The following is a 19420-nucleotide window of genomic DNA, read 5'->3' on the forward strand; positions in this document are numbered from 1 at the left end:
CAGCCGTAGTCGAGTGCCTTCTGATGCCACCGCCAGTCGAGATCGAGCCGCCAAGGATGCGCGTTGATTTCGACAGCGACACCATATCTCGCGCACGTTCTGAGGACCTTGTCGATGTCGAGATCATAGCCGGGGCGCCGCAACAACTGGCGACCGGTCATGTGTCCGATGATTGTCGTGAAGGGGTTCGCGATTGCCTCAATGATACGGTCCGTCTGCTCTTTCTTCGGCAACTTGAAGCGGCTGTGCACGCTCGCGACGACGAAATCGAACTGCTCCAAAACGTGGCCCGGATAGTCAAGCGAGCCGTCGGCCAGGATGTCTGCCTCGACGCCCTTGAGGATACGGAAGTTTCCACCATACCTCTTGTTCAGCCGATCCGCTTCGCGGTGCTGCTCAGCAATCTCCTGCAATGTGAGGCCGCCCGCGTAGTGCGCAGACTGCGAATGGTCGGCGACACCATAGTACTCGAACCCGCGCTCACGGGTCGCTTCAGCCATTGCCTCAAGCGTCTCGGTGCCATCGGATGCGGTCGTGTGAGAATGCAGGATGCCATTGAGATCTTCATCCCGGACAAGGGTAGGGAGTTGCCGCCTCGCTGCCCGCTCAATCTCGTTCCTGCCTTCGCGCAGTTCGGGTTCGATGAACTGCAGGCCCAGCGCGTCGTAGATTTCCTCCTCTGTCACTGATGCGATCAGCTTTCTGGCGCGGTAGAGCCCATCGGGTTTGAGGGCGAACCCTCTCTCGGCAGCGTACATCTTCAACTGCTCAAGATGGGCTGCCGAACCGGTGGCTTCGACGAAGCTCGCGCCAAAGTGCTTCTTGTCCGTTACGACAAGCCTGAGGGTGGACTGCTCTATTTCGGTCCGCTTCTTCCCCTGCGCGACCAGCGCGAGGTCGGCAACAAGTTCGCAACCACGTCGGAAATCACCGGCGATTTCCACGCGCGAAAACTCGGGATGCTCTTGCTTCACGGAAATGATCGCGTGCTCAAGAAGAGCGGCGGCCTTGTGCAGGTGAAGCTGTGTTTCGCCGCCTCGAGCGATAGCCAGGTTCTGCAGGATTTTTGCTTGAAACGAAGCACCGAGGCCTTTGACTGGCCGGATGCGATCTGCCCTTGCTGCCGCTTCGAGCTCGGCCAACGAGTTCACGCCGAGCGCCTGATGAAGCTTCAGTATCTTGTCGGGCCGAAGGCCCGGTACGGCAAACAGCTCCATTACACCCGCCGGCACCTCCTCGCGCAGCTTCTCAAGGCGTGGGTGCGTGCCCGATTCATAGAGCTTGCTGATAATGTCTGCGATCGCGTCACCGATCCCCGGGATTCTGGTGAGGGCGCCGGCGGCGATGATCCGGTCAAGCGGCTGCGACAACGCAGCCAGACTATCGGCCGCGCGCAAGTAAGCCTTGGTGCGATAGGGATTGTCTCCGCGCAGCGACGAGCGATGTGCGTATTCCCTGAGGAGACTGGCGACGGTCCTTGAATCGGGTTTTGCCATTGTCGAGGCTAACGGGGCCAATCTCCGCAGGTTCCAATCGGGCAAGGGCAGCGAAGAACTCCATGCTTGCTGCCTTATTCGCGGAGTGGGGCTACAGATTCGGCAAGGACTGGTCGGCGCGACCCCATCCCGCCAGAGCTTTGTAGGTTGCGCGTTTCTTCAATTCAGCAGCATCGCCGACGTGGAAATGCGAGGGCGCATCAATCGTCTTCATTTCCGCCCAGGTGATCGGTGCCGCGACCGGAGCGCCCGGTCGGGACCTTGCGCTGTAAGGCATGATCGCGGTCGCCCCGCGCTGGTTGCGTAAATAGTCCACAAAGATGCGACCCTTCCGGCGCGCCTTCGACAGCGCGGCCGTAAAGTGGGCCGGATCGCTCTGAGCGACCGCTTGAGCGAGACGAAATGCGAAGTCTTTCACTTGCGGCCATTCGGCCTGAGGGGTGAGCGGGGCGATCACATGCACCCCTTTGCCCCCTGTAAGCATCGGGAAGGTCGTAAGTCCCAGCGATTTTAAGATGTCACGAAACTGGAAAGCAGCGGCGCGGACCGCTTCGAAATCGAGACCCTCATCGGGGTCGAGGTCGAAGACGAGGCGGTCGGCCTTTTCGACATCCTCGATCCGAGCTCCCCACCCGTGCAGCTCGATCGTTCCCATCTGGACGCAGGTCATCAGACCATCGGCATCGTCGACATACAGATATGGCTCTTCGTGGCCATCTTTTTCCGTGATGCCGACGTGGTGGACTTTGCCGCCAAAGCTCCCGGCATCATGCTTCTGGAAAAAGCACTTCTTGGCCCGGCCCTGGGGACACCGAACCAGGCTGATCGGACGACTGGCGATCCAAGGAAGCATGATCTCCGCGACTGCCGCGTAGTGGTCGGCGAGCTGGCCCTTGGTGATATTGGACTCCGGATAGATCACGCGGTCACGGTTGCTGATGGCAATGTTGTTCGCCGGCGTGGTCAGCTTGGCCGTGCGACGTTCCGTCTCCAGCACGACCGCCTCCGGCTTCTTGTCTTCGCGTAGACCGAGGTAGCTGGGATGTCTCAGCGTTCCTTCCTTGGTCATCTCGGTGAAGGCAATCTCGGCGACCAGCTTGGGGTAAAGCCAATGTGCTCCGCGAACTTCTGCTCGCGGCGCCTCGACGGTCGCGGCCTTCTGCTCGAGCGGTGCCATGATCTTCATGAGACGGAAGAGTTCAGCTGTATCGAAGCCGGTGCCGACTTTCCCGGCATAACGCAGCTTGCCGCCGTCATGCACCCCCAGAATCAATGACCGGAACGCGCGGACCTTATCGGACGGCGTCCAGCCGACAATTACGAATTCCTGCCGCTTGATGCACTTGATCTTGAGCCAGCTTCCGCCGCGGGCTGCCACATAGTGCGAATCGGCGAGCTTCGAAACAACTCCCTCGAGACCGGCTGCGCAAAAGCGTTCGAGCAGCTCTTCTCCGCGACCGAGGATGTGATCGGAATAGCGAAGGATCGCGTTCTTCGCGGGCAAAATTGCCTGGAGCTTCTCCTTGCGTTCAAGGAGCGGGCGCCTCGTGAGATCTTCGCCATCGAGCTCAAGGAGATCGAAGGCATAAAAATCGATAGTGGCTGGCGCACCCTTTAATGCGTTCTGAAGCGCCTGGAAGTTTGATCTTCCGTTCGCATCGACAACGACGGCCTCGCCGTCGATCAGAGCGGAGCGGACCTTGAGCTTGCGGGCTTCCGAAAGAACCGAAGGAAAACGCTGAGACCAGTCCAGACCAGAGCGCGTGTAGGCACGCGCTTCCCCACTGCCGACACCAACGAGAATGCGGTAGCCATCGTATTTCATTTCGTGGATCCAGCGGTCCCCGGCGGGGACGGTGTCTACGAGCGTTGCGAGCTGGACGGGCCGAAAAGTGGGCAGCGCTGAATTGGTTTGGTCACGCATAGGCGACTTCGCTTGAGGAGCGCTCCACCCAGGGATTGCCTTACGCGACGTTGGCTTGACCACTCTCACGCACCCCAAACCCGAGACGAAATGGCTTAATCGCGTCCAACGCGCGATTGCTTCTTTGGTTTCGTTCCGGGGGTTGAGCTTGTCTCCATTATTGCTGAGTCCGTGTGCCTGCCTGCAAGCCCGAGCGGTATCGTTGCCCGAGACGGCAAGTATGCGGACCGCCCATCACGCTTCGGAAGCAGCTCCGCGATCGCCTGCATCAGCTCGTGCCGAACACCAGAGTGGCGCCTCCCGCCGATGCCCCCCGGCCATCATCGACCCGACGGTTGAATGGGTGAAACCGGGCAGCATAACAGCCTGGGTGGCCATCTAGGAAACAGCCAAAGCTACGGCATGGTGCCGTGCAGAGCATCAGCGAAGAAGGAACCTAAAGCCGCCTTCCGGCTTCTCTCGCCATGACCACGCGCGGGATCAATTTCTTAGACCGGTGGATGGCGGATCACCTGCCGAATGCGATCACGGACGATTCAATGGCCATCGTTTACCTCGTCGAAGAGGCCCTGAAAGCTGCTGAGCGAGAAGGCATTAGCCCCGACGAGATCAGCGAGGAGGTCGGCACAGTCTTCGAAGTGATCCTGGAGGCGATGCAGAACCGAGAAGGGGGCTTGGCGGTCTGAGCTCCTGTGGAGCTATGCGTTGCATTAGGAAATGTTAACTTCAGCCGCTGCAAAGGCGGCGCATAATGCCCACCTGCCCCGGCTCGCAACACGGGGTAAGAGGCCGGCCTGTCCCGCTCTAATCGTCCCCCGAATTCCCGCTCGCAGGCCGGGTCGCCTCAGCTTCAACTGATGGGTAAACTGCAATCGGAGCGGCTCGCCAGGGTCAACAGCCCGTTAGACTCCACATGTCACTTGAACGCGTACCTGTTAACAGCCCCGTCCGCCTCATGCGTGACCCGGATCCAGCGCTGTTCGTCGCCGCGTGCGTTCGTGACCTCACTGCCTGTGGCCGTTTCGGCTGCCACCCATGGAGTATTTGCACTGATGGTACGACTGGTCACAACGCTGTCCCCATCCATCTCTTCCACCCGATAGACCTTCATGTGCGACCTCTGCTCTATTCATCCCGTATCTGAACAGAGATCCAGGAAGCTTTGTTCCTGGGCGAAGCGGCGACCCGAAGGATACCGGTCAAAAGACGATACCCGTCACCCCAACGGGATGGCGAGCATCGATCTAGCGGCTGCCGACGAGGAAGGTGACGCATTTCCTCGCCGGCTCCATCCATTGCTATGGCGAGGATTTAGCGTTGGGACCAAAGCGTCAGCTCCTCCGACTTCGGTCGCATCGGGGAACATTCCACCAATCGGCAGGTTTGGTTCGCCGGCGCGATTCATGCCGAGGCGCGCCGCTGGGTTGCGCGAGACCCCGGAGCCCCGCTCGTCCCTCACGACCGGGCTCTTGCGTGTGATGCTGCCGTACAAGTAAGCAACCTAAGATCGCGGCCGGCTTTTCCCCCGCATGAGCGCGCGCGCTTTGAAATTTCTGGACCGATGGATGGCAGACCATCTGCCAAACGTGAGCACCGACGACCCAGGGGCCATTGCATCTTGTCGTTGAACTCCTTGCCTCTGCCGGGCGTCAGGGCATCGCGCCCAAAGAGATACATGAGGAGGCCGACAGCGTTTTCGCCTTGTGAGCGAAGCGATGCAGCACCGTGGGGGCGGCTTGGCGGGTTGAAACCCAAAACAAATGCCCAGCACTCCTGGCAGGAAACTCGGGGTACTACCCTGGAAGAAGAAGAAGACGACCGCCGAGCGGGACGGGGGATCAGGGTGTTCGGACGGTCGTCGGAGGACAAGGGGCCATAGAGTCAGCAAACTGCGTTGCGATCGGCCCTGGCTCAACATGTCATTGATTTGGCCCGGTAAAAATAACAAATGTGTGGGATCTTTTCCCGCCTTTACGCGCGAGTGACTGCGGAAAGGAACATTCCACCCGTCGGCAAGTTAGGTCTCACGGCGCGCTTTTTGACCGAAGAGGCAACGCCGTAGGGTCCACCCCGGAGCCCGCTCGCCATCCCTCAAGGCGGGCGGGCTCTTGTTGCCGGGATGAGACGGAGAGGGGCAATGAAGGACGGCGACGGCAAGCCGGATGGGTCGCAGAAGGACAAAAACATCCATCTTTTTGGCAGCGCGGTTGGCAAAAGAGACGAGCCTATCCGAAGATGAGGCGCGGGGTCTGATCAAGTTGATCGGCACAGATTGGAATTCGCTGGTCCGGGAAGCGAAATTCCTCAAGCGCCGCCATTGAGACGCGCCCCCGCAGGAAGACGCAAGCTTACGGTTAGGCTTTCCTATCCATCGTGGCAAACAGCGCCGCCTCGTCCTGTCACCCCGTTCTGGAAGGCTGCGATCAACAGGCTACCCAGCCATTCCCTTTCGGCGGCGTCGGCACTTGCGGGTAATAGCTTCTGGAGCACTCTTTCAAGCATCGCCATGTCGTCGGGTTCGAGATACTGTTTGGCTGAGAACGCATCGGGCACCCCAGCAGGAACCTCTGCGGCCCGGCCCGCTTAACCTAGGTGACACAGGATATCGCGGGTCGGGCCACCCCACCGCTTGAAGGTGGGGAACATTGATCCTGCATCCATATGAGCGGACTCGCAACTAATGAAATTTGCGACTGAAGTCCGATTTTCCCGGGCACAAGTCGGGTTTGTTTAGCAGCGTCTGAAGGGGCGGGACTGGCGACACCAAAGCGGTAGATTCGACGGCGCGGTTCGTCCTCCGATTCTTCCGAGCGACAAATGGCACTTGCCGATGACATTGAAATGGTGCGCGGGCATGTCAGACTGGGCAGACGACACATCGCCCAGCAGCGGGGGCGCATAGCCGAACTGGAGCGGCTCGAACTGCCCACCGCCAAGGCGATCGAATTCCTCGAATTGCTCGAAAGCATGCAGGAGCTTCACGAACTGCATCTATCCCGGCTGCTGGCAAAGGCTGCCGGATGAGCCGGCCTAGACATGGCGCGCCCGGCCTGCCGGGGGGTCGAGGAGACCTTTGGCGCACAGGCCGGGCTCTTACCCCGTGCTAACCCACGGCGGGGCAGAGATGCATTATGCGCCACCGTTCGGTGGTAGGCATCCGCCTTTTTAGTAGTAGCTAATGAAAAGCCCGCCGCGGCTAATTAGCGTAAGCGACGGGCTTTTTAGGTTGCCACTGAGACGGCTACATTCCTGAAGGAACCGACCGCTCATTTGGTTAATCGCTGAGGCCTGAATCCGTTCCACAACGGGACCGTTTTGTGAGATAATGGCAGATGCCTCGCCGAGGGCGGCGGTCATGTCATTGTCGCGTTGCAGTGGCGTCTACGGGCCCGCTGATCTGGACATGCTCCAGCGGGTGTTTAACCGGTCGTGCGACGCGCGACGACTGGCCAAGAAGGATCGCGAACAGCGGGAATATTTGGCTAGGGAAATCCTCCAAGCTTTTGATGATGGCATCACCGACGAAGCTGACCTGCTACGAGCGCTTTCTAAGCGACGGAGAGCGTAGCGCGCCTGCGGCCTCGGATCATTCGCGTGAGAAAAAGTCAACGCTGGCTATGGCTGAACGCTTGTCTAGCTCGGCGGCTTTATCGGCTAAGCCTCAGGTCGGCCCCAATTGGAACGGCTACGCGCCTCAGAGAAGGTCCGACATGTGGTCGCGGCGCAAGAGCTTCGTGCACTAATGCTTTCGGCCACGGTCACCTCGGGCTCACGCTCGCACCGATCACTGCCCGGCTAGTCGGCAAGGTCCTTTGACGGAAAGCATCGCACGCCTTTGGCTCGTCTCGGTCCTAAACCCGACCGGGTAGTCGAAATCGCGAACCAGGGAACCGCCTGTTCGGTCGCGACAGGCGGTTTCTCTTGCACACGCGAAACGACGTTCTTGAGGGCTCCAATGCAAAGGCTACCTGGTTTTGCGAGCTGCGGCCGCTGCCCGCGCCGGCGCCTCCTGGATGTTGGCGGCGCCGCCCATGTCACCATTCTTGGTGCGGCCGGCCCCCGGCCCTGCTCCAATATCGGCGCCCGTCATCGGATCGGAAGCCGGGTCCGAGAGTGTCCGCTCCGCCATATTGGCCGCGACCTTCTTGTCCTTGGCATTTAGCTTGACAGTCGCCATGCCGTCGCCGCCGTCGGCGGGCATCACCTGTTCGAGATTGTCGATGCGGTCCCATTCGCCTCCCGAGTTCCAGGGTCCCGTGGCGTCTCCTTCGCCCTGCGAGGTGTTGACGTACATGCTGGCATATTTCTCGATGCCCGGCAGTTTGCCCGTCGGGAAGTTGTTCTCTATCGCGTACAGCGCTTTCTCGAAGGACTTTTGGTGGGCGACTTCGCGCGTCATCAGAAATCCGAGGGCATCCTTGACGCCGGGATCATCGGTGATGTTGATCAGTCGCTCGTAAACGATCTTGGCACGAGCTTCGGCCGCGATGTTGGAGCGAAGGTCCACCGTTGGCTCGCCGCGAGAATCGATGTAAGCGGCGGTCCAGGGCACGCCGGCCGAGTCGCACAATGCGGGTCCGCCGCCAAACAGGATTGACTCCTTGGCCGTTGTGCCGCTGGCGCCAACCATCAAATACAGCTCGGCTTCCTTCATCTGTCCCTCGGCAAGCTGCGCCTTGAGGCCCTTGTTCAGCATTGTGATAATAGATCCGACCACCTCGAGGTGGCTTAGTTCTTCGGTCGCAATGTCGAGCAACATGTCTTTCCGACCGACATCATCCTCGCCCAGCCCTTGGGTGAAATAGCGCATAGCGGCGGCCAACTCGCCATCGGCTCCGCCGAATTGCTCCATTATCATGCATGCCAGTTTCGCGGCTCCGACACACGGACGGTGTATTGCAGTCGCTTATTGTGCATGAACATGAGGGTTCTCCAGGGTCGGGATACGCCCGAACCACTTTGCATCAGGAATGTTCCTTGACACCGCGATGCCATACCTTGGCGCGACGAGGCCGCGAGCGTCATGCCTTGAACATGCAGGCAGTTCACTCGAACATTTCGAAGATCGCACGAGCTTTAAGAACCGGAGCACCCGCCTCATCCCGAACATCGACGAAGAGTTCGAGCCGGTCTTCGATTGGAACAACCTCGGCCGCCATCTCGGCCAACGCCGTCGATGCCTCCCGCCTTACCGCCTGCATGTCATCCAGTTCCGCGCCGGTTTCATCGGTCACGTGAGCTGAGCCGTTGAACGTGTCGAAGAAGTAGCGGCTCATCGAGTGCCTAGCGCCTTTGCCTCACGCTCTAGGGTCTCGCGGTCATTTCCATGCCTGGCGATCAGCTCGCGGACCTGAGGGATCGAGAGTCCGAACTTGCTGGCGAAGTAGCCGACCTCATACTCCTGATCCCCCGACACACGGTCGCGATCGCGCGCATCGCGTTTGCTTTTGTCGTCCGCCATGGTTCCGTTCCTCCTCTCCGGAGGACTGGTCCGCATGGCTCAACCTGACCAAGTCGGAGGGCGATCTGTTGCAGCCGCTTCCTGCCCGGTCCCTCGCAGTTGAGACGGTTCGCCCAGAGCGACCGTAACCTGTTCGTCCAGCATCGGGCCCCAGCAATCGTGTATCTCCAGTTCTACCTCACCGGCATATTGACAGCCGATCTGCATGAGCTCCTGCTTGCCGATCACAGCAGCAACGCGGCCGCCGGACCGGCAACGCAGCCCCATTTCTGCCTGCCCGGTCTGCTCTTGACCCAAGACAGGGTTGGCCTGAGATTGCGGCCAACAAGATCACTTTCGTGGGACCAGCTATGGTGAACTTGGAAGACCTCTACCGGATCTTGAGGACCGGGCATGTGCAGGCACAGGGGATCGTGGATACCGTCCCGGTTCCTCTGCTGGTCCTGGACAGCGCGCTTTGCATCCAAAGCGCCAACCGTGCCTTCTTCCGAACGTTCAAAGTCGAGCGGTATGAAACCATAGGCAAGCACATCTACGAGCTTGGAGATGGTCAGTGGGACATTCCGGAACTGCGTCGCCTGCTCACGGAGGTGATCCCGAAAACCACGGCAGTTATCGATTACAAGGTTGAGCACGATTTCCCCGGGATCGGTCAGCGGACCATGCTGGTCACGGCTCGTACCGTGTTCAGTCCCGACGATGTCAGCACCACCATGCTGCTGTCGTTCGCCGATGCCACGGAGAGGACTCGTAGAGAGGCCGAGTTTGAGGTTCTCTTCGGTGAGCTTCGCCATCGAATGAAGAACCTGCTTGGGCTGGTGCGGGCACTCGCTAACCAGACAAAGGCCGAAGGCGTCTCGGGGGAGGAGTATCGCGACGCGTTTCTAGGCAGGTTGACTGCTATTATTGACGCAAATGAGCAGGGGTTCATAGGCGGTGGTGATGGCAGCCTTGAAGCTCTGGTGGTGCGCACGCTGGAACCTTTTGCAGTAAGCTCCGACGCCGTAGAGATCGATCGCGGACCGCCCGTTTATTTGAATGCCAAGCAACTGATGTCCCTCGGGCTTGCGCTGCATGAGCTGGCGACGAACGCTCTCAAATATGGAGCGCTGTCGAAGGCGGGCGGACAGGTCCATGTGCGCTGGGTTATCGAGCAAGGGGATGACCGACTGCTGCGGCTCACCTGGTCGGAAAGCGGCGGCCCCGGTGTGACCCCACCCGTCTCCACAGGCTACGGAACTCAGCTGATTCAGTACGCTGTCGCATACGATCTGGGAGGCAAGGTGGAACCAAGCTATGCGACGACGGGTTTGAACGTGGAGATGGCCATTCCGCTCGCGGGGACACGGCAACAAAGATTGAAGGCCGGTGGAAAAGACGGTCCTGATCGTGGAAGATGAATACCTGATCGCGATGGACCTCAAATTCATGCTTGAGCGTCGTGGATGGCGTGTCATAGGCCCGGTTGCCACGGTCGCAGAGGCGTCACGCCTATTGGAAGTCGAATTGCCGTCCGTCGCATTGCTCGACGTCAATCTGGGCAACGAGCTGATCACACCGCTGGCTGAAGAGTTGAGCAGCCTCGATGTCCCGTTCGCGGTGGCGAGCGCCTACGACAGGCCAGAGCTTCTCGGCGGCGCAGTTCTGTGGGATGCGCCTAACGTCGGAAAGCCAACAGCAGAGACTCGCTTGCTGGGCGTTCTGACCAATCTACTGGAGCGTCACCGCTAAAGGAATTCTCACCTTCGCCGCTGTGTTCGAAACAGGACCAGTGGGCGCTCGTTTCGGCTTGGCAAAGCCCGATCCCGCATCCTTGCCGCACCCGGAATGCTCGCAGACGTGCCCAAGCGGGCCGCGTTCGCGTGTCTGGGCGATTTCTCCGGGGCGTGTCGGCTCGTCGCCCATGGTTCAGGCTCGAAGTATTCCAGGATGATCACATAACCAGCGTCGACCTTCATGCGCGGGTCATAGTCGGTCTCGTGATTGTTGATTCATGCTCCTGCTGCCAGATGACGTTCAGGACGCGGCCGCCGTTGTCGGCGGCCTCGTTCAGCTTCATGTGCAGCACGGTTGGGTTATTCGGGCATGTCTCGACGGCATAGCGCAGCGGCATGTGACATCTCCCCTCAGCTGCAAAAAGATTCCAGACCGCCTTGACGATCAAGGAATTTGTTCCTTTTTTGTTCTCATGGCGCATGAGATGATCGAACGCTGGGCAAGGCGACCCGGCACAACATGCTTTTGAAGGTGGAGTGCGCCTGCGGGAACGTGCGCTACTGCCGATCGGCGGACTTGATGATGGTCTATGGCGGCGGCGCCAACCCCTTCCGCCTGAAGTTCGACTGCAGCCGCTGCAAGCCAGACATCAAGGTGACGCTAGTCGAGGTTCACCCCGAGCATCTGCGGAGGAAGCTTGTGATCCACAAGCCCATGAAGGTCGACGGCAAGATCGTCTGGTACACGCGTCGTCGCTCAACAAGAAGACGACCGCCGAGCGGGGCGGGGGACCAGGGTGTGTCGACAGTCGTCGGAAGACAAGGGGCCATATGATCAGCAAACTGCGTTGCGATAGGCCCTGGCTCATTGTGGCGTAGATCACCCCCATCCACATTTACATTTGTTATTCCCCTCCGAGCCGGACTCTCGACAAGGTCGTTCGCAGGTACGCCTTGTATCGGCGCGCCACAAATCAGGGGTAGGCCAATCCTCGAAACCGCATGCATTCGCCACGGGGACAGCGCAAGGACGCGCGCGAAGGCCTTCGCAGGTAGTGAGTGAAGGGCGGGGGTGCGAAAAAACCTCTGTACGGGGCTCTATTTCAATTCGCATCCAGATTGGCAACGATCCGGCAACAAAAGCGGTGTAGCTCTCGGCCGACCGGTGTAGGCTGGAGCACGTGCCGAGCCCGTTTGGAACCACATTGGCAACATCGGGCCAAAACGGCGCAGGGTGTGAAAGGGGGCCGCTACGCCTTGCAATTCAAGGCGTCTGCGGTTATTCAGACGCCCGTTGCTGCGGTAGCTCAGTGGTAGAGCACTCCCTTGGTAAGGGAGAGGTCGAGGCTACAACCCCGTCGGGCTTCAATGGCAGCCATTCGATCTTCGATCGCCGAGAAGCGGACTGTCTGCAAACGGCCCCATTTCGGTCATTCACCAGGAGGAAGTGGCTGGCTACTTAGGGCTCCATCGTCGATATCTCGAAGCCAGTAACTATTCTCGTCCATCGTCTTTCGGTTCGCCAGACCATACGAGAGAATACGAGGGAAAAGGGTAGGCGAACCACCCGCTAACATATTGATTTCCTGTCGAAAACGACGGCCCTCCGGGCCCACCATTATCGTTATGCACCAATAGGTTACGAGGCAGTTCGCCGAAATAGATTCAAGAAGCCGATCCGGCCACTCGCCCATTTCTTTGGCGGGGTGGATGGCTGCTTTGCGCCCAACATCTGTCGTTCATACCCGCTTGTGCAACGCCTGAAAGCAGACCTATTTCCAGATCGCAGCTCGCCCGGCGGTGCTCTTTGCTCAACAGCCACCTCAACTATCCCCTGGTGTGATAATTGATTTCGATCGTCGCTGGTCCAGTGACGTCGATCATCGGGCGGAGCTATCTTCACTGTCCAAACGGCATCTGTCACCGTTGATACCCCACTTGGTGGACGCGTGGTGCAGAGCCGCGGTCTCTACGGACGAGGTACCGCTATGAACTTTGTCGACATGGACCTCAACTTGTTGCGCGTTTTCGATGTGATGATGCGTGAAAGAAGCGTGACGCGCGCTGCTACCGAATTGGGCAGAACACAATCAGCTGTAAGCCACTCCTTAGCAAAACTTCGGTCTCTATTGCAGGATGAATTGTTCACCAGAGATGGGGGCGAGATGCGGCCAACGCCTCGGGCAGTGGAGTTGCTGTCAGACATTTCTGCCGCCCTGGCAACCATCCGTGCCTCCATCGATCGGCATCAGGTGTTCAAACCGGCAACAACCCGACGCAACTTTCGCGTTGGACTTACCGACTATCATGCCATGATATTTATTCCGGGGCTCATTCGAGAGTTTTCGAGGCAAGCTCCTAACGCGACACTGAACGTCATTCCCGCAAACGGACCCGACATCGGCTCATCTGTCTATTTGAGACAGGTTGACTGTGCGCTGACGGGAGCGGCAATACGCGACGATCCAAGTCTCTTGAAGGTGGAACTCGGGCAGGATCGGCTGTTTTGCGCCGTGTGGAGTGGAAGCAAGATCGCCAGGACCGGCATGACGCTGGAAGCATATTTGGCCAATTCCCACCTGCAGATTTCCGCGGATGGCCAAGCAGAAGGGCTGGCGGATGCCGCAATGAAGCAGCACGGTCTGCGGCGCAACGTCGTTGCTACCATCTCGAATTATCTGGTGCTTCCTTGGGCGCTGCGCGGCACTGAACTGATTACCCATTGTGGGGATGCCATTCTGCAGATGCTGGATGAGCGAAGCGAGGTGAGCCTGATCCCACCACCGCTTCCTATTTCGGATGTCAATGCGTGGCTCATTGTTCACCGTCAGATGGCGAACGACCCGGGGACTAGGTGGCTCCGGGAGGTGATCGTGGGCATCTACAAAAAGTCCCAGGCTAGGCGCCGAAGTTCAATCGTCGACATCGGAGCAGCGGGTCGATCGAAACAGTAGTGCCTCGGCCCACAGTCCCCTTTCACGACGCCTACCTCGCAGCCAATCCCCCTTGTGCAACCCGGTTATGAAATTGGCTCATTTTGACAATGAGGACAATCAATTTGACGAATAATTGTCCTTACGTGCAGATTGGACCCAACAAAAACAGGGGAACACCGAAAATGAGATCGATGCTTAAGGGTTTGATTGCCGTAGCCATGGCGTGCACCGCCTCGTCGGCGTGGTCCGCAACCCTCGATAACGTCAAGAAGAATGGAGTGCTCACCTGCGGCACAAACTCGGCCACCGCGGGCTTCAGCCTTCCGGACAATGAAGGCAAGTGGACTGGATTTGTCGTCGACTATTGTCGTGCCGTGGCCGCCGCCGTGCTGGGCGATGCGCAAAAGGTGAAGTTCATCCCATTGACGCCAAAAGATCGCTTCACCGCCTTGCAGTCGGGAGAGATCGACATTCTCGCGCATAACGCAACCTGGACCTCCTCCCGCGATATGTCCCTCGGCATTCTTTTCGCTGGCACGTATTTCTATGACGGCCAGGGATTCATGGTCCGCAAGGCGGACAACATCACATCAGCCGAGCGGCTGGATGGCGCATCGATTTGCGTAACCCAGGGCACGACAACCGAATTGAACCTTGCCGACTATTTCCGTTCGCAATCGATGAAGTACACCACGGTCGGGTTCGCCGATGAGGAAGCTGTCGTGAAGGCTTATGAGGAGGGGCGTTGCGATGTCCTGTCCGCGGACACCTCCACCTTGAATGCGTCGCGGCTTCGCATGGCCAAGCCGGATGACAGCATCGTGCTTCCCGAGTTGATCTCCAAGGAGCCGCTTGGCCCGGCTGTACGGCAGGGTGACGACCAGTGGTTCAACGTGGCGAAGTGGACGCTTTATGTCATGGTGGCCGCTGAAGAATTTGGGGTCACCTCGAAAAATGTCGATGCAATGAAGTCGTCAGACAATCCGAACATCCGTCGTTTGCTCGGCGTGGAAGGCAGCATAGGCAAGGACATCGGGCTCGGCGACAATTGGCCGGTCGAGGTGATCAAGCAGGTGGGCAACTACGGTGAAGTCTTTGATCGGAATGTTGGCAAGGACTCACCTTTGAAAATGGAGCGTGGCCTCAACGCGCTCTGGAACAAGGGCGGCATTCAGTACGCTCCGCCGATCCGCTAGACATGACGTCATTGCCGGGCGCTGGCGCATGATCGCCAGCGCCGTTGTGCTCACCCGACAGGTCCGGCCATGTCCGATTTGACCCTTTCCGTGCAGCCGCGCAGAAGCCTCTCTTTGCACAATAAGAAGGTGCGAGGCATTTTCTACCAGGCCTTGCTCGCCGTCAGCCTGGTGGCCTTCGCCCTCGGCGTCGGCGTCCAGACTGTGTCGAACATGCGGGCAAGGGGAATCCCGCTCTCATTCGCCTTCTGGAATGAGTCTGCCGGCTTCGACATCAATCAGGCCCTGATACCCTATGACGCGCTCTCTACCTACGGACAGGCGTTCTGGGTGGGCGTGGTCAATACGCTCTTCGTCAGCTTGCTCGCGATCCTGTTGGCAACGTTGCTCGGCTTCGTCGTCGGAATTGCCCGCCTGTCGCAGAACTGGATCGTAGCGAAAGCCGCGACCTCCTACGTCGAGATAATACGCAACATCCCGTTACTGCTGCAGTTGCTTTTCTGGTATAACGCCGTCCTCAAACCGCTCCCCGCGCCGAAGTCGTCGATCGAAATTCCCGGCGGCATCTACCTCAACAATCGCGGCCTCATAATCCCGGAGGTCCAGTTGCATCCGGGAGCGGGGCTGGTGGCTCTGTCCTCCGCGGCGGCCGTTTTCTGCTGCATCGTCTTCTGGTTCTACGCCAGGCGCGTCCAGAGACGAACAGGCAGGCAACTGCCAGTGCTCTTGGTTAGCCTCGCGGCCCTGATAGGGTTTCCCCTGGTCATGTTCCTGGTGGCCGGCGAACCGGTATCGTTCATAAGGCCGCGACTGCACGGGTTCAATTTTCAAGGCGGACACCAGCTCTATCCGGAGTTCGCCGCTCTCCTGATCGGTCTGTCGGTCTACACCGGATCCTACATCGCCGAGATCGTCCGGGGTGGCATCCAGGCGGTGCCGAAGGGCCAAACCGAGGCTGCCTACGCGCTGGGGCTCTCACCGGGCAAGACGCTTCGCCTGGTCGTTGTTCCACAGGCGCTGCGCATCATTGTTCCGCCTCTGACGAGTCAGTATCTCAACCTGACCAAGAACTCCTCGCTCGCCGTTTTCATTGGCTATCCCGACCTCGTTCAAATCTTCGCGGGAACGGTGCTCAACCAGACGGGAGCGGCCGTCCAAGTGATGGCGATCACCCTGGCGGTCTATCTCGCCATCTCCATCGTCACCTCGTTGGCCATGAACGCCTTCAACCGGCATTTTGCGATCGTCGAGAGGTGATGATGACCGATCAATCCTTGCATCCTCCAATCGTCAACATAGCGCTGATGCCGGCGATGGCGCCGCCTGCAGATGTCCGGCCGGGTCCGGTGACCTGGGTCAAAAGGAATCTGTTCTCAACGCCCTTCTCGGCTGCGCTGACAATTAGTTTCGTGCTCCTGGCGGTGTGGCTGCTGCATCAGTTCCTGAGCTTCGCCATCCTCAATGCGGTCTGGAGCGGCGGCCGAGAAGCCTGCCGTGCGAACCCCGAAGGAGCCTGCTGGCCCTTCATCGCGGAGAAATTCGATTATCTGCGATACGGCGCATACCCCGTTTCCGAGCGCTGGCGCGTTGATCTCACTCAGGCGGTCGGGGCCATTCTGATCGCTTGGCTCCTGTGGACGAAGGCTCCGCGGCGCAAATTGGCGGCAATGCTGTTCTTCGTTCTCTACCCCGTTGCCGCCTTCGTTCTCTTGCGTGGCGTCGCTCTGCTCCATTTGCCCGTGATTGATACCACGCTCTGGGGCGGGCTCTTGATCACGCTGCTCATGTCGATCGTGGGCATCGTCTTCTCGCTTCCGATCGGGATCCTCCTGGCGCTCGGACGCAGGTCGGACCTCCCCATTATCAAAGCGGTTTGCCTCACATTCATCGAAGTCGTTCGGGGCGTACCGTTTATCACGGTGTTGTTCATGGCGAACTTCATGATGCCGCTTTTCGTACCGGATTACTTGACGCCAGATCGTCTCCTGCGCCCCCTCATCGCAATAGCGTTGTTCTCGTCCGCCTATATGGCCGAGGTCGTGCGGGCGGGCCTTCAGGCAATCCCAAAGGGCCAATACGAAGCGGCGAAGGCGCTGGGGATCAACTATTTCGACATGATGCGGTTGATCGTCCTGCCCCAGGCGTTGACGATCGTCATACCGAGCATCGTCTCGACATTCATCGGCCTGTTCAAAGACACGACACTGGTTGCCATCGTCGGCATCGCAGACTTCCTGAAGGCCGTCGAAACGGCGAGGGTCGATCCGAGCTGGGCAGGCCCGACGATCTCGTCAACCGGGTACCTTTTTGCGGGGCTTGTCTATTGGGGCTTCTGCTTCGGCATGTCCCGTTACTCGCAGTCGATGGAGCGCCAGCTGGCGCGCGGCCACAAATCCTAGGAACGAAGGACGATGCCTCAAGCAATGTACACTCCGAGAAGGGAAGCACCCGGCGAGTCCGTAGTCGCCGTCGAGCTGCGCGACGTCAACAAATGGTTCGGCTCGTTTCATGCGCTCAAGAACATCAACCTTTCGGTACCTCGCGGCCAGCGCGTAGTGATCTGTGGTCCATCCGGGTCGGGCAAATCGACCATGATCCGATGCATAAACCATCTCGAGGAGCATCAATCGGGCGAGATCATCGTCAACGGCAAGCCAGTGGCGCAGGATCTTCGCAGGATCGACGAAGTCCGCAGCAACGTGGGTATGGTGTTCCAGCACTTCAATCTGTTTCCCCATCTGACGGTGCTCGAGAATTGCATGCTTGCGCCAGTGTGGGTGAGGAACATGCCGCGGATGGCGGCAGAAGAAGTGGCGCGCCATTATCTCAATCGCGTCAGGATCGCGGAGAAGGCGACCAGCTATCCGGGCCAGTTGTCGGGTGGCCAGCAGCAACGCGCTGCGATTGCCCGTGCCCTCTGCATGAACCCAAAAGTCATGCTCTTCGACGAGCCGACCTCCGCCCTCGATCCGGAGATGGTGAAGGAGGTCCTTGGTACGATGGTGTCGCTCGCCGGCGAGGGCATGACCATGCTGTGCGTCACACACGAGATGGGTTTCGCGCGCGAGGTGGCCGATCGAGTAGTGTTCATGGACAGCGGGGAGATCGTTGAGGCGAACACACCTCACGAGTTCTTCACCAATTCCCGATCGCAGCGAGCACGCCGGTTTCTGGCGCAGATCCTCAAATAGCGACGCTGCGGGCAAAGCGGCAAAGGCGCGGCAACAGTTTTTGCGAGATCACAGATGACATGTGCGGACACATCCAATCCGTCGATCGCGGCTGCAAGCCTTGCGGGAGTGGATTTCGACCAAATCCACGACCGCCAGCAGTTCGGATCGGTCAAGTGGGCCAATCAATGGGATGAGTTCTCCCCGCGAGTCGAGGGCCAAGGCCTGCTCTCACTTTGGACGGCGGATATGGATTTCCGTGCTCCGGAGACTGTGGTCACGCGGCTGCGCGAAGCGGCAGACCATGGCATCTACGGCTACACCCGTCGCGATCCGCGCCACTACGAAATCGTGCAATCGTGGTTTGCACGACGCCACAACTGGTCGCCGGAACTGGAATCGCTGCTTCCCGCGCCGGCGATCATGCCATCGGTGGCGACGGTGTTGCGAACCTTCACGAAGCCGGGCGATGGTGTCATCGTGCAGGCGCCCGTGTATTCGCCCTATTTCGAAGTGATCCAGGGAAACGGACGGGTTCTGCTGACGAACCGCCTGAAGCTTGAGGACAATAAATACGAACTCGACCTCGACCATTTCGAGACGCTGGCGGCAAGCGGCGCCAAGGCATTCCTGCTTTGCAATCCCCACAATCCTGCGGGAAAGGCGTGGCGGCTCGATGAACTGACGGCGCTCAACGCTATCTGCGAGCGCTATGGGGTCTTGGTCATTTCCGACGACATTCACTGCGACATAAGATTGTCCGATCGGCCCCATATCGTCTTCTCCTCCATTTCGGAGGATGCCGCGGAGAAGTCGTTCATCTGCACGGCGCCAACGAAGACCTTCAACCTGGCTGGCATTCCCTCGGCGACCATTTCGGTGGCGAACAAAAAGCGCCGCGGCGAGCTCCTTGCCGCGATGCAGGCCTCATTCATGGTGAATGCGAACTTTTTCGGCCGCCTAGCCCTGGAAGTCGCCTACAGTACCGGTGCGCCGTGGCTCGACCAACTGACGCGCTACATCGGCGGCAACATCGAGCTGGTCTACGAATTCGCGCGCGAACATCTCCCAGGCATAGCGCCGATGAGGCCCGATGCCTCGTTTCTTGTGTGGCTGGATGCGCGCGCCCTCGATCGCCGGGTCGAAGGAGTTCAGAAGTTCTTTGTTAATCGCGCCGGCGTCAATTTGTACGATGGCCGCGTATACGGGCCCGGCGGCGAAGGGTTCATTCGCCTCAATGTCGGCTGTCCGCGTCCTCTATTGCAGCGAGCACTGGAGCGCATGGCAAACGCGCTGATGTCGTCGTGACAAGCGGGCCTCAATCCGGAATCGGCCAAAGCCCGCTTTCTAGTGAAGCGTCCTGGCGCACCCCCTCCAGATCATCTCAGGTTACTGTCATTTACCGACTTCTGACGCCAGAAGCGGACAATCTGGAAACGGCCCCATTTCGGTCATTCACCAGGAGGAAGTGGCTGGCTACTTAGGGCTCCATCGTCGATATCTCGAAGCCAGTAACTATTCT

The 19420-nt window shown here is 59.2% G+C and carries 17 protein-coding genes and 1 pseudogene; 12 read left to right on the top strand and 6 right to left on the bottom strand.

Annotated elements, in window-relative coordinates; all coding sequences use genetic code 11:
* Positions 1-1496: PHP domain-containing protein (locus tag EOA60_RS01120; protein WP_128311021.1), on the bottom strand; the 1496-nt coding region annotated here is incomplete at its 3' end.
* A 91-nt stretch (positions 1497-1587) separates the two neighbouring features.
* A complete protein-coding gene (gene ligD / locus EOA60_RS01125) occupies positions 1588-3420 on the bottom strand; it encodes a DNA ligase D (RefSeq protein ID WP_128311023.1) in 1833 nt (610 codons plus the stop codon).
* A gap of 464 nt (positions 3421-3884) precedes the next feature.
* Between ligD and EOA60_RS01130 the strand changes: the two genes are divergently transcribed.
* Together EOA60_RS01130 and EOA60_RS01150 are read left to right on the top strand one after the other, a co-directional pair.
* Positions 3885-4106 (top strand): DUF768 domain-containing protein, encoded by a 222-nt coding sequence (locus tag EOA60_RS01130; protein ID WP_127334755.1) that lies wholly within the window; start codon positions 3885-3887, stop codon positions 4104-4106.
* A gap of 2131 nt (positions 4107-6237) precedes the next feature.
* Complete coding sequence (locus EOA60_RS01150; RefSeq protein ID WP_127335845.1) at positions 6238-6444, top strand: hypothetical protein; 207 nt, start codon at positions 6238-6240, stop codon at positions 6442-6444.
* A 940-nt stretch (positions 6445-7384) separates the two neighbouring features.
* On the opposite strand, the gene EOA60_RS01160 is transcribed toward EOA60_RS01150, so the two are convergent.
* The 3 genes from EOA60_RS01160 to EOA60_RS01170 form a co-directional block, all read right to left on the bottom strand.
* Positions 7385-8272, bottom strand: coding sequence for a manganese catalase family protein (locus EOA60_RS01160; RefSeq protein ID WP_245502507.1), 888 nt, complete (start codon positions 8270-8272; stop codon positions 7385-7387).
* 193 nt (positions 8273-8465) lie between these two features.
* On the bottom strand, positions 8466-8696 hold the full coding sequence (locus EOA60_RS01165) for a hypothetical protein (RefSeq protein ID WP_127335516.1): 231 nt from the start codon (positions 8694-8696) through the stop codon (positions 8466-8468).
* On the bottom strand, positions 8693-8881 hold the full coding sequence (locus tag EOA60_RS01170) for a DUF3606 domain-containing protein (RefSeq protein WP_066998553.1): 189 nt from the start codon (positions 8879-8881) through the stop codon (positions 8693-8695). The genes EOA60_RS01165 and EOA60_RS01170 overlap by 4 nt, the downstream gene beginning before the upstream one ends.
* 17 nt (positions 8882-8898) lie before the next feature.
* Here EOA60_RS01170 and EOA60_RS38645 point away from each other — a divergent pair.
* From EOA60_RS38645 to EOA60_RS01185, 3 genes and pseudogenes are all read left to right on the top strand, one after another.
* A pseudogene (locus tag EOA60_RS38645) lies at positions 8899-9009 on the top strand (SOS response-associated peptidase); the annotation flags it as partial.
* Between the two features lie 222 nt (positions 9010-9231).
* Positions 9232-10281 (top strand): HWE histidine kinase domain-containing protein, encoded by a 1050-nt coding sequence (locus tag EOA60_RS01180; RefSeq protein WP_348627468.1) that lies wholly within the window; start codon positions 9232-9234, stop codon positions 10279-10281.
* Complete coding sequence (locus tag EOA60_RS01185; RefSeq protein WP_127335824.1) at positions 10250-10612, top strand: response regulator; 363 nt, start codon at positions 10250-10252, stop codon at positions 10610-10612. Before EOA60_RS01180 ends, EOA60_RS01185 begins: the two co-directional genes overlap by 32 nt.
* Before the next feature lie 223 nt (positions 10613-10835).
* Here EOA60_RS01185 and EOA60_RS01190 read toward each other — a convergent pair whose 3' ends face one another.
* Positions 10836-11045 carry a hypothetical protein gene (locus EOA60_RS01190; protein ID WP_127335825.1) on the bottom strand — a complete coding sequence of 70 codons (210 nt, stop codon included), beginning with the start codon at positions 11043-11045 and terminating at the stop codon, positions 10836-10838.
* 71 nt (positions 11046-11116) lie between these two features.
* Between EOA60_RS01190 and EOA60_RS01195 the strand changes: the two genes are divergently transcribed.
* From EOA60_RS01195 to EOA60_RS01225, 7 genes are all read left to right on the top strand, one after another.
* Complete coding sequence (locus tag EOA60_RS01195) at positions 11117-11431, top strand: hypothetical protein (protein ID WP_245479269.1); 315 nt, start codon at positions 11117-11119, stop codon at positions 11429-11431.
* 1153 nt (positions 11432-12584) lie between these two features.
* Positions 12585-13550, top strand: a complete 966-nt coding sequence (locus EOA60_RS01200; RefSeq protein WP_127334760.1) for a LysR family transcriptional regulator — start codon at positions 12585-12587, stop codon at positions 13548-13550.
* Positions 13551-13714: 164 nt separating this feature from the next.
* Entirely contained in the window at positions 13715-14728 is a 1014-nt protein-coding gene (locus EOA60_RS01205) for an amino acid ABC transporter substrate-binding protein (RefSeq protein WP_206522071.1), read from the top strand.
* 114 nt (positions 14729-14842) lie between these two features.
* On the top strand, positions 14843-15985 hold the full coding sequence (locus EOA60_RS01210; protein WP_348632698.1) for an amino acid ABC transporter permease: 1143 nt from the start codon (positions 14843-14845) through the stop codon (positions 15983-15985).
* A complete protein-coding gene (locus EOA60_RS01215) occupies positions 15985-17127 on the top strand; it encodes an amino acid ABC transporter permease (protein WP_206522072.1) in 1143 nt (380 codons plus the stop codon). The genes EOA60_RS01210 and EOA60_RS01215 overlap by 1 nt, the downstream gene beginning before the upstream one ends.
* 24 nt (positions 17128-17151) lie before the next feature.
* Complete coding sequence (locus tag EOA60_RS01220) at positions 17152-17919, top strand: amino acid ABC transporter ATP-binding protein (RefSeq protein ID WP_127334762.1); 768 nt, start codon at positions 17152-17154, stop codon at positions 17917-17919.
* A gap of 108 nt (positions 17920-18027) precedes the next feature.
* Complete coding sequence (locus tag EOA60_RS01225) at positions 18028-19206, top strand: MalY/PatB family protein (RefSeq protein ID WP_164899155.1); 1179 nt, start codon at positions 18028-18030, stop codon at positions 19204-19206.
* Positions 19207-19420: the final 214 nt, after the last annotated feature.

Origin of the sequence: Mesorhizobium sp. M1A.F.Ca.IN.020.06.1.1, from assembly GCF_004023265.1 — a bacterium.
GTDB lineage: Bacteria > Pseudomonadota > Alphaproteobacteria > Rhizobiales > Rhizobiaceae > Mesorhizobium.

What these genes read in the sequence shown, in the direction of transcription:
- ligD (WP_128311023.1), bottom strand. Translation starts at nt 3,420, where the DNA reads ATGCGTGACCAAACCAATTCAGCGCTGCCCACTTTTCGGCCCGTCCAG.
- EOA60_RS01130 (WP_127334755.1), top strand. Translation starts at nt 3,885, where the DNA reads ATGACCACGCGCGGGATCAATTTCTTAGACCGGTGGATGGCGGATCAC.
- EOA60_RS01150 (WP_127335845.1), top strand. Translation starts at nt 6,238, where the DNA reads ATGGCACTTGCCGATGACATTGAAATGGTGCGCGGGCATGTCAGACTG.
- EOA60_RS01160 (WP_245502507.1), bottom strand. Translation starts at nt 8,272, where the DNA reads ATGGAGCAATTCGGCGGAGCCGATGGCGAGTTGGCCGCCGCTATGCGC.
- EOA60_RS01165 (WP_127335516.1), bottom strand. Translation starts at nt 8,696, where the DNA reads ATGAGCCGCTACTTCTTCGACACGTTCAACGGCTCAGCTCACGTGACC.
- EOA60_RS01170 (WP_066998553.1), bottom strand. Translation starts at nt 8,881, where the DNA reads ATGGCGGACGACAAAAGCAAACGCGATGCGCGCGATCGCGACCGTGTG.
- EOA60_RS01180 (WP_348627468.1), top strand. Translation starts at nt 9,232, where the DNA reads ATGGTGAACTTGGAAGACCTCTACCGGATCTTGAGGACCGGGCATGTG.
- EOA60_RS01195 (WP_245479269.1), top strand. Translation starts at nt 11,117, where the DNA reads ATGCTTTTGAAGGTGGAGTGCGCCTGCGGGAACGTGCGCTACTGCCGA.
- EOA60_RS01200 (WP_127334760.1), top strand. Translation starts at nt 12,585, where the DNA reads ATGAACTTTGTCGACATGGACCTCAACTTGTTGCGCGTTTTCGATGTG.
- EOA60_RS01205 (WP_206522071.1), top strand. Translation starts at nt 13,715, where the DNA reads ATGAGATCGATGCTTAAGGGTTTGATTGCCGTAGCCATGGCGTGCACC.
- EOA60_RS01215 (WP_206522072.1), top strand. Translation starts at nt 15,985, where the DNA reads ATGATGACCGATCAATCCTTGCATCCTCCAATCGTCAACATAGCGCTG.
- EOA60_RS01220 (WP_127334762.1), top strand. Translation starts at nt 17,152, where the DNA reads ATGTACACTCCGAGAAGGGAAGCACCCGGCGAGTCCGTAGTCGCCGTC.